General features: G+C 42.6%; 7 protein-coding genes. 3 read left to right on the top strand and 4 right to left on the bottom strand.

Annotation, left to right across the window (positions count from 1 at the left end):
- The first annotated feature begins 170 nt into the window (after window positions 1–170).
- Genes H9Y05_RS13465 through H9Y05_RS13455 form a run of 3 tightly spaced genes read left to right on the top strand, consistent with a single transcriptional unit; the run spans window position 171 to window position 7013 of the window.
- Window positions 171–2189, top strand: a complete 2019-nt coding sequence (locus H9Y05_RS13465; RefSeq protein ID WP_205729591.1) for an SUMF1/EgtB/PvdO family nonheme iron enzyme — start codon at window positions 171–173, stop codon at window positions 2187–2189.
- Window positions 2190–2242: 53 nt separating this feature from the next.
- Entirely contained in the window at window positions 2243–3529 is a 1287-nt protein-coding gene (locus H9Y05_RS13460; protein ID WP_163492078.1) for a UDP-N-acetylmuramoyl-tripeptide--D-alanyl-D-alanine ligase, read from the top strand.
- A 43-nt stretch (window positions 3530–3572) separates the two neighbouring features.
- Window positions 3573–7013 (top strand): hypothetical protein, encoded by a 3441-nt coding sequence (locus H9Y05_RS13455; protein ID WP_216714578.1) that lies wholly within the window; start codon window positions 3573–3575, stop codon window positions 7011–7013.
- 1 nt (window position 7014) lies between these two features.
- Here the strand turns inward: H9Y05_RS13455 and H9Y05_RS13450 are convergent, their stop codons facing one another.
- The 4 genes from H9Y05_RS13450 to H9Y05_RS13435 all read right to left on the bottom strand — a co-directional run bounded on the left by H9Y05_RS13450 (window position 7015) and on the right by H9Y05_RS13435 (window position 14524).
- On the bottom strand, window positions 7015–7599 hold the full coding sequence (locus H9Y05_RS13450) for a T9SS type A sorting domain-containing protein (protein WP_216714577.1): 585 nt from the start codon (window positions 7597–7599) through the stop codon (window positions 7015–7017).
- Window positions 7600–7735: 136 nt separating this feature from the next.
- Entirely contained in the window at window positions 7736–9766 is a 2031-nt protein-coding gene (locus tag H9Y05_RS16570; protein ID WP_216714576.1) for an OmpA family protein, read from the bottom strand.
- Window positions 9767–9850: 84 nt separating this feature from the next.
- The gene (locus H9Y05_RS13440; RefSeq protein WP_163492084.1) at window positions 9851–10837 is read right to left on the bottom strand and encodes a PorP/SprF family type IX secretion system membrane protein; all 987 of its coding nucleotides are present in this window, start codon (window positions 10835–10837) and stop codon (window positions 9851–9853) included.
- Window positions 10838–10843: 6 nt separating this feature from the next.
- Entirely contained in the window at window positions 10844–14524 is a 3681-nt protein-coding gene (locus H9Y05_RS13435) for a PKD domain-containing protein (RefSeq protein ID WP_216714575.1), read from the bottom strand.
- Window positions 14525–14529: the final 5 nt, after the last annotated feature.

Raw genomic sequence — 14529 nt, 5'->3', positions numbered from 1 at the left:
GGTGTCACTGGGACTGAACCTGAATTGTAAGAAGAAAATTCCGCAGTTCAGAACCATTTCGTGTCCTTCTTTCTAAAATGTTTTGAAAGAAAAATGTAACCGAAATGTTGAACTGACGTTATTAAGTATAAATTTGTGAATTGAACACAATGAAAAAACAAATAAAAAATATGAGTGTTTTGAGATTATTCGCCGTATTGGGACTTGGAACAGTGGTTATGTACTCTTGTTCAAAGGAAGCATCCAACTCTACCGGATGGGATTATAACAATCCGAAGCAGGGAGGGTTTCAGAAAGTTCCTTTCATCGATCAGGAAACAGGTCCGGGATTGATTCTCGTTGAAGGTGGTACCTTTACAATGGGACGCTCTGAAGAAGATGTTATGTACGATTGGAACAACCGTCCGGCGCGTGTGACCGTTTCTTCATTTTATATGGACCAAACAGAGGTAACCAATTTCCATTGGTTGGAATACTTGTACTGGATTGACCGTGCTTATGGAGAATCTTATCCGTTAGTATATAGAAACGCATTGCCGGATACATTGTGTTGGAGATCTCCGTTGGCGTTCAATGAAAAATATGTAGAATATTACCTGCGTCACCCGGCTTACAGAGATTATCCTGTGGTAGGAGTTTCCTGGTTGCAGGCGAATGATTACTGTAAATGGAGAACGGACCGTGTTAACGAATACATTATGATTCGTGAAGGAATCCTTTCCTGGAATGTTGATCAGCGAAATGACCAGACATTTAACACCGAAGCCTATTATGTAGGGCAGTATGAAGATGCCGAAATGAGAGGGATAACGGATATGAACCCTTCCAACAAGCAAGGGAAAAAATTAGGGACGAGAATCGTCCGAATGGAAGACGGAATTATGCTTCCGCGTTACCGCCTCCCGACTGAAGCTGAATGGGAATATGCAGCACTTGGATTAATCGGAAACCTGGAGCCGGGAACTGAAAATATCACAGACAGAAGATTCTATCCATGGAACGGACACTGGGTACGTCAGGACAATAAAGAGTTTACAGGTCGGATTCGTGCGAACTTCGTAAGAGGAAGCGGTGACTACATGGGGGTTGCAGGAAACCTGAATGATGCAGGGGATGTGACAACTCCGGTGGAGTCTTACTGGCCGAATGATTATGGTCTGTACCACATGGCAGGAAACGTTTCTGAATGGGTATTGGATACATATCGACCATTGACTTCTGAAGACTTTAACGAGTTTCGTCCTTTCCGCGGAAACGTATTCAAAACAAAATTGCTTAACAATGAAGGATTGGTTGATATCAAAAACCAACAGGTAGAGTACGATGTACACGGAATGAAAGAATACCTGAATGAGTTTGAGCGTATTCGCTACCAACGAATTTCAGCAGACAAGCACGATCCAAATGATACGGTTATTCCGGTTGGTTGGGCTAAAAACAATGAATCAGCGAACCCTGTTCAACGAGGATATGCTCCGGATCCATTCTATGTATCACACGGAAAAGTGAAAGATTCAATTGAATTAGGATTGTTGAGACAAATCAATGAAGTATTGGATCTTGCGATTAAGTACAAAAATGATAAGCACGACATCGAAGCTTCTGCATTGATTCAGGATCGTTTGTTTGACGGAATTTTCGCTGATGAAATCAGAACAGGTCCGGATGGAGAAGAGTATGCGTTTGAAGTTCTTTCAATGTTGCGTCTTGGTTTTACAGATTTTATTACAGATACACCAGGTAAACTGAAGTACCGTAACGTGACGGAAGAAGAAAACATCGGGCGTTTGAATTACCGTAAAGATGACTATGTGGATTACATGGATGGTGATATTGAAAGTTCAATTTACTATAAAAATGATGACCGCAAACAAAAAATTAACCAGGCGAACCGCGATCCGAATTTGGTGATGTACCAAAACAAGTATGAACAATATGACCTGGATGGAGGTGAAATCTTGCCAGGAGGAGAAAACAGAACGGCATGGCCTACAACGTTGATCTCTGATAAGTCAAAAGTGTACAAAGGAGGTTCATGGGCAGACCGTGCATACTGGTTAGTTTCAAGTAACAGACGCTTCCTGGATGAAGATCAGTCAATGGCAACTTTAGGGTTCCGTTGTGCGATGGACAGAGTGGGAAGCCCTGTGGGAATGAACTACGGTAAAAAGAAAAAGAAAAAGAAGTAATCTAAAAAATAACTAATTTTAAGTCCACCAAACAGGTGGACTTTTTTTATGCTATGGAAACACTGTACAATTATTTTCTGCAATCAACAGGTATTAGTATCGACTCACGAAATATTCATGCCGGTTGTATGTTTATTGCATTAAAAGGACCTTCGTTCAATGGGAATACCTTTGCCGGGAAAGCCATCGAGAACGGAGCCACATATGCCGTAGTGGATGAAAAAGAATTTGAAGATGTACCGAACAATATTTTTTATGTTGAAAACGGCCTTCACTTTCTTCAAAAACTCGCCAATTACCATCGGAGACAATTCGATATTCCTGTCATCGGGATCACCGGAAGCAATGGGAAAACAAGTACCAAAGAGCTGATCGCAGCTGTGCTTTCGGAGAAATATACCGTCCTGGCAACAAAAGGGAATCTCAACAATCACATCGGAGTGCCATTGACATTATTACAGTTGAATGATCAACATGAGATCGCAGTAATAGAAATGGGAGCCAATCATTTTGGGGACATCAAAGAATTGTGCGATATTGCAGAACCGACACATGGAATCATTACCAATATCGGGAAAGCTCACCTGGAAGGTTTCAAGAACTTCGAAGGAGTTTTGAAAACCAAAAAAGAATTGTACGATGCCGTCGAAGCAAATGAAGGATTGGTAATGTATAACGCGGATGATACGTTGCTAAAGGAGAACCTTCCGATCAACACATTACTCATGTCTTACGGAACTAAAAATGCTGAAATTACCGGTACGTTGGAGCGTCTTACCCCCTTTGTTGAATTATCGTGGAAAAAAGCGGGATACCAGTCGCCGGTTTTTGCCACACACCTGGTCGGACAGTATAACTTCTACAATTTTCTGGCAGCAATTGCATTTGGAGCATTGTTTGAAGTCGAACCGGAGAAGATCAACAAAGCAGTTCAGACGTATGAGCCGACCAATAAAAGATCACAGGTTGCTGAAACAAAAAGTAATACACTAATTCTGGATTGTTACAATGCCAATCCGACAAGTATGCGTTCCGCACTGGAAAGCTTTGCGCAAATTGATCATGCAGACAAATACGTTATCATCGGAGACATGCTTGAATTGGGGGGAGAATCGTATAAAGAACACCATGCGATTATTGATCTGATTGATGACCTGGGACTCACAGGGTGGACGGTTGGGAGTGAATTTTCCTACTTCCATTCGGATGGTATTACCAACCATTTTTCAAATACGCAAGAGGTCATTGCATTTTTAAAAACGAGTCCGTTGAATAAAAAATTGATTTTACTGAAAGGTTCAAGAGGAATCGGGCTTGAAGTATTAGAAGAATATTTATAGTAACACACGATTTTTTCTCTTTTTACGTTGTATTTTCGTGTTGATGAGAATTTTAAAGGCAGTTACCGTAATTCTGATACTATTCAGCTTTCAGGCATTGGGGCAGGTATCAAATGTACGTGTACGGCACATCTCATCTGTCTCGGATACAATCCGGCTTGATTCGCTGAGTATTTACCCCCAATCATTTCAACTATTCTGTAACGGAGAAGTGATCGATAAGTCTGATTATCAGGTCAACGGTGCGAAAGCGGAACTAATTATTAAAAACAGGTGTGGCGGAGAACTACGTGCGGAATATCGTGTTTTTCCCTACAATCTTTCTACCCGTTTTCAAAAGCGGGATACCACCTTTATTTACAACCAGGAAAAAGGAAACAGGGATTTATATGTCCATTCTTCAACGGTTCAGATACAGGACGTTTTCGGCGGAACAAGCCTGAAGAAATCAGGGAGTATTTCCAGGGGGATTTCTTTTGGAAACAACCAGGATCTGGGAGTAAACTCTTCACTCAATCTTGAACTGAACGGGGATTTGGGGCCTAATTTGAAATTACTGGCTTCCGTCTCTGATGATAACATTCCGATTCAACCGGAAGGAAACACAAACAAATTACAAGAATTTGACAAGGTATTTATCCAGGTCTACAATGATCGTTTAAAATTGATTGCCGGTGACTTCTGGATTGATAAACCACACGGTTATTTCATGAACTACAAAAAAAGAGCACAGGGATTGACCATCGGGTATGACTTTAAAAACGAAGAAGGAAAAGGATGGACCACGCAAGTTTCCGGAGCGTTTTCAAAAGGAAAATTTCAACGGCAGGTCGTACAGGGAGTAGAAGGCAACCAGGGACCATACCGGCTGGTCGGAGCAGAGAATGAACCGTTTATTATTATTTTGGGGGGAACGGAACGTGTATATATTGATGGGCGATTATTGGAACGGGGACAGGAATTTGACTACATCATCAATTATAATTCTGCGGAATTGATTTTTACATCCCGAAATCAGATCACAAAAGATTCACGGATTGTTGTTGAATTTCAGTATTCGGACCAAAATTATGCACGTTCGTTGATTCAAACGGCGAACCGTTATCAGTCTAAAAAACTTGATTTCTGGCTAAATGCTTATTCTGAACAAGATGCCAAAAACCAAACAATTCAACAAGATTTAACAGCAGGGCAAAAACAATTGTTGTCTGAGATCGGAGATACACTGAACCTGGCGCAGATTTCCAGTATTGATTCTGTCGGATACCTGGAAAATCAGGTATTGTACCGGATGATTGATACATTAGGGTATGATTCCGTATTGGTACATTCCGTCAACCCGCAACTGGCTGTCTACAGGGCTACATTTGTAAATGTGGGACCCAATAAAGGAAATTACGTGTTGAAAGAATACATCGCTACCGGAAAAGTGCACGTGTGGGTCGCTCCGGTAGGTGGCATTCCCCAGGGAGATTTTGAACCCTATCGTTTGATGATTACACCGAAAAAACGACAGATGGTTACGGCAGGAGCAAGGTACAAAATCACCAGTTTCTTATCTGCGGAAACGGAACTTTCATATACCAATAATGACATCAATACGTTTTCCAGGTACGATAGCAAAGACGATCACGGATACGCTGCCAGGGCAAAATTATCGGGCAAAATTCCCCTCTCCAAAGATTCCCTGAATAAATGGTTACTGGATACAAAACTGGATGTTGAGGCCCTGGAAAAGAATTTCACCCCGATTGAACAGTACCGGGCAGTAGAATTTGACCGGGATTGGAATACGAGAAGTAAAGGATATACCGGAAATCAGATTGCAACAACACTGGGAGCGAATTTCGTTAACAAAAACTACGGAAACATGAACCTGGAAGGGCAACAATTCATGATTGGAAGCAATTATGAAGGATATCGGACGGCTTTAAACGGAAGGTGGCAGCAAAAAGGATTCCGTGCGACCTGGGATGGCAGTTATCTGCAGAGCACCGCAACCGAAAAAAGCCAGTTTCTTCGTCATAAAACAAACCTTTCTCAGAACCTGAAGTGGTTGCGAATCGGTTACCAGGATGATCATGAACGCAATACATTTACCGCTGAAACCATGCCCCTGGCAAAAAACAGCTACCAGTTCTGGGATTACCAGTTTTACATCGAAAACGGTGATTCCATCAAGAATAAATACCGTGTTTTTTACAGAGAACGGTACGACTGGATTTCCGACAGTTTTGAGTTGAAAACCGCTGCAAGAGCGCAGACAGCCGGAGGGGAGGTGAAACTGACCGAAATGAAAAACCAGACACTGAATATTCTGACCAGTTACAGGCAACTTAAAATCATCGACAATACTTTGATTAACCAGACGCCCGAGAATTCAATCCTGGGAAGAATCGATTACGAATTGAGGCTGTGGAAAACTGCATTTACATGGAACACATTTTATGAGGTAGGTTCGGGATTGGAGCAAAAGCGGGAGTTTATGTACATCCAGGTAAACGCCGGACAGGGAATCTATACCTGGATTGACTACAACAATGACGGGGTAAAAGATCTGAATGAATTTGAAATTGCGCAATACGTCGATCAGGCGAGTTATGTGCGTGTGTTCACCCCAAGTAATGAATATACCAAGACATATACCAATGAATTTAATCAGTCTGTTTTCTGGAGGCCGGAACGTATCTGGGCAACTAAAAAAGGCGTGTTGAAAGTCCTGTCGCGGGTATCGGATCAAATCAGGATTCGCATCAACAGAAAGACCAACTTCTTCGACGGAGCGAATGCCTTCAACCCGTTTGCAACAAATGTACGGGATACCAGTTTGATTTCCACGGCATACGACTTTAGAAATACATTGTACTTCAATCGAACGTCGTCCATTGTGAGCGTTGACTGGACGTATCAGAGAAACCAGAATAAAACCTTGCTGGCCAGTGGTTTTGACTCCAGGGAAAATGAATTTCATGAACTGAACTTCCGGTGGAACATCACCAAAAAAATTGCAGTGGAAGGAAAAGGGCAGATCGGGAATAAGACAGCCATTGCCGATTACACAACCGGACGAAACTTCAGTATTGATTACAATACCATCAAGCCGACTCTGAGTTTGCAGACAAGTACCGCATTCCGTGTTGCGCTGACGGGAAGGTACGAAGAGAAACACAACAGCGAAGAATTCGGAGGCGAGTCTGCCTACATTGGAGAAATCGGAACCAATTTAAAATTCAATCAAGCCGAAAAAGGGAGTTTGCAGGCTGAATTCAAAATGATTTCGATTACATACGGCGGAATCCAGAATTCCGCATTGGGGTTTGAAATGCTTGAATCACTGAAGCCCGGAATCAATTACACCTGGAACCTCGGATACCAGCGATTAATTTCTAAAAACCTCCAGTTGTCCATCCAATACAACGGAAGAAAATCGAAAGACAATAAAATGATCCACTCCGCAGGAATGGAAGTGAGGGCATTTTTCTGAGTTACTCTTTCACGATTTTGAAAGCTGTTTTCAGCTCATCCTTTGAAACAACGGTTACAAAATAAACACCGGTTGAAAGTGCTGACACATCGAGGATCGAGTAATTGACATTGGTGAACACTCCTTCAGCCACTTTGCGTACTTGTGCGTCGTAAATTTCGTAACGCTCTACCGGTAATAAGGAAGTGATTGTCAATTTTGAAGAGGTAATTGTCGGGTAATACTTCAGATTGGCTGCGAATTTTTCCTCAACACTCAAGGCTTCTACAACGGTTATTACACCTTGCATAGAGCCATGAACTCCACAATGGTAATCAATAACAGCGACATCGTTAAAGGTAAATTGATACGTCTGTCCGCTTCCCTGCATCGGACCGCTTCCAAATGTACCCGGAGCATCCGGATCTTCTGACTGAACAGTATGTGGAGCGCCGTCTCCCAACGTCCATACAATCATGTCTCCCGTGTTGATTGTGACACTTGCCTGTTCCAGGGTAATTCCCATCATCCAGGTAATGTTGAACGTTTGCTGAGCGTATGAAAAGGTACTCAATCCTACGACTAAAAGTGTAAAAAATAGTTTCATAAACAATAGATTAATGTGTTAACCCTACAAAGGTCGTACAAAAAAGATTACCTGAATCAACAGCCAACAGAAAAATAAAAAAATAAGTTACTGATCTTCTGTCGATCAGCAGTAATGCATCATTCCGTGGTATTGTTTATTTCGATTCCAGGTTGAAGTTCTCACCGACAACTTTAAATGCTGTCCTTCTGTTCAACTGATTCGCCCTGTCCTGCTCTTCTTTTGATAAAGTGAGAATGAATTTTTCTGTCAGAATAAGCTCATTTCCGTTTTGATCCAATATCGGTGTTTTTTCTGGTGTCACATAATGCGTTGGAAGTGTTTCTCCATAGCCTTTTGCAACGAGACGTTTGGAATCAATTCCTTTCCCGATCAGGTAATTCACACACGATTGCGCACGTTTTACAGAAAGGTTCATATTGTATTTATCGCTCCCTTTGTAATCCGTATGAGAGTTGATCTCTACAATCAGGTTTTCATTCAGTTCCAGGAATTGATACAGTTTATCCAGAATTTCCATAGATACCGGACGTAATTTATCCGAATCAAAATCATATTCGATTCCATCTATTTTTATTTCTTTTTGCGGAATTTGTTCCAGGTAAAAATCCTGTCGCAATGTCGTTGATTCCGTTATCAATTCTGTATTGATGACAGCAGCATCCGCGAAATAACCATCTTTTTGTGCCTTCATAAAGATTTCTTCACCAATGGTAATGCGAACAGTGTAGTATCCGTCCTGGTTGGAGTTGACCACGTATTGATCTTTGACGCCTTTTACATCCTTTATTGTAATGGTGGCATTGGGAAGAATGGTTTCGGTTCCTTTTACAAACGTATATCCTTCCAGTGTAATGACAATCGCGCTGTTTTCTACTTCGTAGATGTTGTAGCAATGCCCAAACTCACACGGTTCCCTGTCGGAAGACAGAAATCCTTTTTTTAGCTTGGTATCCCAGATCATATAAGTATCATCATTACTGGAGTTAACGGGAGTTCCCAGGTTAACGGGAGCCGTATAAGCAAGTTGTTGACCGTCATAATTCGATTTGAATACATCGTATCCCCCGATGGAATTGTAGCCGTTGGAACTGAAAAACAGGGTAGAGGTGGCTTCGTGAAAAAACGGTGTGATTTCATCGGCAGGAGAGTTAACCGAAGCACCTAAGTTTTCGGCATTTCCCACAATATTTCCCAGTGTATCCAATGCAATTTTCCAAAGATCCATTCCTCCCTGTCCTCCGGGACGATTACTGGAAAAGAACAGTGTTTTTCCATCCATTGATATAAAAGGATGCATGGAAACATAACCAGGTTGGTTCACACGTTCATCCAGTTTATATGCTTCAAAGAACATGAAATTCATCATCCGTGCCAGGAAAATGCTTTGTTCCTTGCGGTTGGCATCACTCCAGCGGGTATAAAAAATAGTATTGTTGTTATTCACAGCCGACGCTGCATCGTGTTGGGCACTGTTCATCGGACGTCCGAAATTCGTTGCTGATTTCCAGTTTCCGTTATCGTCTTTTTCCGTCCAGTATACATCACACAAAAATTCAGATTGTTGTTCCGGTTTCAAAATAACACCGTGCGGACGGGCAGAAGTAAACATGACCCGGTCTTCACCGCCGAAATACGAAACAGCGAAGGAAGAAGTTCCCTCGTTGAATACTGAATCTGTCGCCAATTGAACGGTTACTTCTGTTTTTACCTGGTTTTCGTCCAATGCATATACGCAGCCCTGCAACGCAATTTTAGCAAGCGCAATCAGAGAATCTCCACCCGTGTATGATCGGATAAACCCTTCGTAGATGTCGATTGCTTTGCTATAGTTTCGGTTGTTTTTTAACGCATTTCCATACAGAAAAGCGTCTTCCGGGTACCCCGGGGAAGTATAGGTTTTTGCCAATTGCTCCTCCGCACGTTTGTAATCAAACGTATATTGATAACACAAAGCAATCTGGTGATTGGTATATTCCTCCAGTGTAACCGATTTTCCTGCTTTTTCGGTTGCTTTTTTGGACAGGGACCGGTTCGAAATTTGGGTTTCGTACGGCAGGATCAGTTCATTCAACGCGATAGTATCATTGAGTACCAATTGATAGTGAATCAACGCGTTTTGGTAATCTTTTTTTGCAAAGTAATTATCGGCCGTATTTAGCCACACGGTCTTTGATTGTGAAAACCCGGTTATGTGAGTTAACCAAAAGAGGAAGAAGACAAATTTTTTCATTAGATGATCGGAGTAATATTATAATCTCGGGCAGATTTTCTCGTACTGATTTTCTCGTTTTTTATGCACATACGTAAGGGAGATTTCAAAACCTCCTCTTCCGGTAGAAACAGTTGACAGGGTGGATACATTGATATCGTACCCGACTTTCAGCGTAAAGCGATCCAGTTTTCCCCCAATGGTAGCAATCAGCGCATCTTTTGCTCTGAAAATGACACCTCCCAACAAGTAAAAATTACTGTTTTTCATGTAATAACCTGCTTCCAGTGCATAGGTTTGCTCATGAAACTTCTTTTGCTGCATGATCAATACCTTCGGAATCAGGTAGAATGTTTCCGTGATGTTGATCCGGGTTCCGACATGTACATAAAAGCGTAACGGTAAGCGATTGTCCAGGCCGTAAAGCGATTCTTTGGAGTGGAGCAGGTTGAATGCAGAAATACCTGCAAACGGATTCAAACGTGCATTCTGCTTCGCGTAATAGTATAGAATTCCCGCATTGACCGAAGGAATATAAATCGTTTGCCGGTCAAAATTTTCACCAGAAACAATGGATTGATCAAAATGACCACCATCCGTTAAGGTATACTGATTGTTGAACGACAACAGCTGGTATTCAACAGATTTTTGTACGAGACCGGCTTGAACACCGAAGGAAAGCATGTGATTTTTTTTCTTGTCCAATCCTGTATTATAGGAAGTAGATAACAGCCCCTGTAACACATTAAAGTTTCCGTATCCGGCTCTGAAATTGTTGAGTTGAACACCGAAACTCCACTTTTTGATAGGCATATCGTAACTCAGCAGGTAAGAAGTATACGGTTTAAAATTAACCGATTTCCATTGTGTGCGGTACTGCGCGTGAATCCTGAAATCGGCATCAACCACGCCCGTCATTGCAGGATTCAGAAACAAAGGAGCCGCATCATACATCGATAAATGTGCATCTTGTGCTTTGACTGAAAGCGAATATAAAATGACTGGTATAAGTAATAATCTATACATAATTCACTATCTTATAAGGGTAACATCCCCTGATTTTTTTACAATTTGACCATTCCCCATTTCGACAACGAATGTCCAGGTATATACACCGACAGGTGCATTTTCTCCTTTGTGTGTCCCATCCCAACCCACAGTATAGTCATTGGTCTCGAAAATTAAGGTTCCCCAATTACTGTATACTTTGAAATCAACAGATCTGAAAGGGCCTCCGCGGATGATAAAGACATCGTTTTCACCATCTCCGTTTGGTGTGAAACCTGTTGGCAGCACCGGGAGCAGCTCGATTGAAATCTGGCGTGAAACAATATCCTTACAATTATTGGCATCCGTCACAGTAAGCACAACTGTATACACACCGCCCATTGAGTAATCGTGATAGGAATTTTGCTGGTTATCAGCTGCTCCGTCGCCAAAATCCCAATACCAGTTCGTCAGGTTCGTACCTGATGATAAGTCCTGGAAATAGACATCCTGACCGACAAGTGCCGGATTGGGAGTCATAGAGAAGTTGGCATCCGGACTTTGAATAACACTTACATTTTGTGTGATGGATGCCGAACAGCCATCGGATGACGTAACTGTTAGTGTAACAGGATAATCACCGGGGATCTGGAATACAAATTCAGGATTCTGGACATAACTGTTCCCCATTCCGTAAAAATCATAATGCCATCCCGTTACTGTTCCGGAGGAAAGCGTACTTTGATCCGTAAAATAAATGGCGTTCATTTCACAGGCATTCGTATTCGTAAATGCAGGAACAGGCAGGTGATAAATCACTACATTCTGTGTTATTGTATCAGTACAGTTGTTATCAGCTGTTACGACCAGCTGAACGGTGTAATTTCCACCGTTTGAATAGACATGTTGCGGATTGTTTACCGATGAAGTGGTCCCGTTTCCAAAATTCCATTCCCAATTGGTGATCGTTCCGGATGAGAAAGTAGACTGATCAATAAAATTAGCATTGGCTCCCTGGCAAACAGGTGTAACCGCGAATGTTGCTTCAGGAACCTCTTTGAAGGTGATAAACAGGCTGTCATTTTCAGGGACACAACCATAATTATTGGTTGATTCGAGTAGTAGTGTCACACCACCATTCAGAATATCTCCGGCGGAAGGAAAATAAATTGTTGAAAGAAATGCATTTCCCGGAACAAATGAACCTGTTCCCAGTGAAGACCACATTCCTGCCGGTGCAGGTCCTGAAATTTGTCCTGTCAGTTGAACGGCTGAATTTTCACACAATAGTTGATCTGGTCCGGCATTTACAACAGGTGCATTTACAAAATAAACGCGGATGGAATCCATTTGACCGGAACAAACACCGACTGTTGTCAGGTAAAAATCAACATATCCGAGTGTTGTATCAACAGAACTGACATTGTAGTACGTATTTAACGCGTTGACATCCGAAATGTTTCCGAATCCATTCGTCGACCACTGAGCTCCGAACCCGCCGGAAATAACACCGGATAATGGAATAAGTGCACTGGTAGAGCAAATGGAATCCTGAGAAGTAATGTCCAATGTCGGTTGTGCCGTCACATTTACGTACACCGTATCCACTTCAGCAAGACAATCCTGGTTGTTGGTTGATGTCAATACAAGTACAAATGACCCGGAAGCAATGTCAGCAGGGTCAATTAGGTAATCGGTTGTCAGATTCGACTGACTCGGTGAGAAAGCACCGTTCCCGTTTGTTGTCCATTCTCCTGTCGTTGTGGCACCGCCGATTGTCCCGGAAAGGCTCAAAATGGTTTCATCGGAACAGATAAACAGGTCGGGACCTGCAAAAACATCCGGAGCCGGGGTGAAATGCAGCACTATCGTATCAACATCGCTCTCACAGGCAAAGAAACTTCCTGCAGAGGTTAAAAACAGCGCAACACTGTCTGCTGCTAATTCAAGGGGAGAAGGAGTATAAGTCGTTGTCAGGTCATTCGGATTTCCGAACGCACCTCCGTTTCCTCCGGACCAGATTGCGGTAGTAGCGAATTGCACTCCTCCCGAAATGGTAATCGTCGGAATATTGTTTTTACAAAACGTTTGATCAGTATCTACTGTAACGATCGGTGCCTGGATAAAATCAACCCGCATGGTATCTGTAACAGCATTACAATTACCGGTAGAAGTTAGTACAAAGGTCAATTCACCTTGTGCATAATCGCTGTTAGTCGGATAGTACAGTGTGGTGAGATTCGTTGCGTTTTGAAACGTTCCCGTTCCGTTGACCACCGACCAGATACCTGTTGTAGTTGCTCCTTTTATGTCGCCGTTTAATGCAATTGAACTTGCTCCGTTACAGAGGGTCGTATCAGTACCTGCATCCGTATAGATTCTGCGGATAAACGAGGACATGTAGTGATAGTAACACCCGGAACCGGCTCCCCCGTTGATAACTCCCAACGCGAAAAAGTCGGATGTGTTTTCAATCAGGTTGGTTGCCCCTGAGGGAAGATCGGTTGTGTTGAACGAAATTTGTGTTCCGCTCCATTGTCCCCCGGTTCCGGGTACGACATTAAATGCAGATCCCGGTACCAGTGTACTGCTTCCGTTCAACAGGAAGTTGTTTACAGCTGATGTCGGACATAAAATGTTGAGGAAAAAGGATTGGTTATTTGTTCTGGTAAAACTGACCTGGGATGAGCCCGCACAGTTAATCGGAGGAAGTAAGGCCGCTCCCAATTCACATCCGAATCCGCTTGCCTGTAGTACATACACCGGCTTGTCCGCCTGGACGTGATTTAATTCTTCCGTAATGACATAATTCCACGTATCTCCCTGATTCAACAGGTGCGTACTTGTCCCGTTGATGGTTGTAATGGTAACCTCCGTGAAGTTTTCAGTAGCAACCACATAAATTCCTTCATTGGAAGCCACATACATGCTTCCTTTATTGACAATATATTCCGTTCCGACGACTTCGACCGGTACGATCTGGTCCCCCATTAAGTCACGGCATCCTCCGCCACTGTTGGTAACAGAGTCGTCGGAAATGGTTACCGCGATGGGTTTGTCCGCAACAATGATGGATCCACTGAGATTATTGCCGGAAACACTTGTTGCTTGTGTTACGTTTTCAGCCGTATACACCTGTCCTTTATCCAATGTGATGGAGTAAGTTATACCGGTAGGATGTCCGACAATAGCAGCACGTGGTGTAATCCAGATGGTTGTATTATCCTCCGTTGCCACGATACAGAACATTTGTTTAGGTGCAATCGGAGAGTAAGAGCCGTTGTTCCAGCTGGTCTGAAACGGCGTTACAAATTCCAGCCCCACACCATTGCTTCCTTTTAATGAATAAGTTTCCGGATTGTTCACATTGGTGACAACTTCATACACTACCGTAATCAGCGTGTCAGCTTCAATTTTTATCCCGTAGTCAAGCGCTGTATTAGCAGGTTTGGCTTCGAGTGTATTAATGATGTGCGATACAAATACTGAATTCAGTGAATTGGGAGGAACCACAACAGTTGTATCAAATGTACCTGCCGGTTGATATAACCTTACAGTTGTCGGGTTCTCGAATGAGGAAAGCCGGAACACTACAGGAACATTATTCGCGTGGCTTGGAGTGACCCAGGGAGCAGCAAACCAAAATGTTGTATCTATTTGGGCGCTTACAGCATTTGAAAATGACAAAAACGCCGTTATGATGATGAATATCAGTCTGTTTTTCATAATAC

Source organism: Taishania pollutisoli, from assembly GCF_014518315.1.
In the GTDB taxonomy this organism is placed as follows: domain Bacteria; phylum Bacteroidota; class Bacteroidia; order Flavobacteriales_D; family Crocinitomicaceae; genus Taishania; species Taishania pollutisoli.
This window is presented reverse-complemented; position numbering and strand designations above follow the sequence as displayed.

Bases quoted from the DNA above. Each gene is read 5' to 3' on its own strand.
- H9Y05_RS13465 (WP_205729591.1), top strand. From the start codon at position 171: ATGAGTGTTTTGAGATTATTCGCCGTATTGGGACTTGGAACAGTGGTT.
- H9Y05_RS13460 (WP_163492078.1), top strand. From the start codon at position 2,243: ATGGAAACACTGTACAATTATTTTCTGCAATCAACAGGTATTAGTATC.
- H9Y05_RS13455 (WP_216714578.1), top strand. From the start codon at position 3,573: ATGAGAATTTTAAAGGCAGTTACCGTAATTCTGATACTATTCAGCTTT.
- H9Y05_RS13450 (WP_216714577.1), bottom strand. From the start codon at position 7,599: ATGAAACTATTTTTTACACTTTTAGTCGTAGGATTGAGTACCTTTTCA.
- H9Y05_RS13440 (WP_163492084.1), bottom strand. From the start codon at position 10,837: ATGTATAGATTATTACTTATACCAGTCATTTTATATTCGCTTTCAGTC.
- H9Y05_RS13435 (WP_216714575.1), bottom strand. From the start codon at position 14,524: ATGAAAAACAGACTGATATTCATCATCATAACGGCGTTTTTGTCATTT.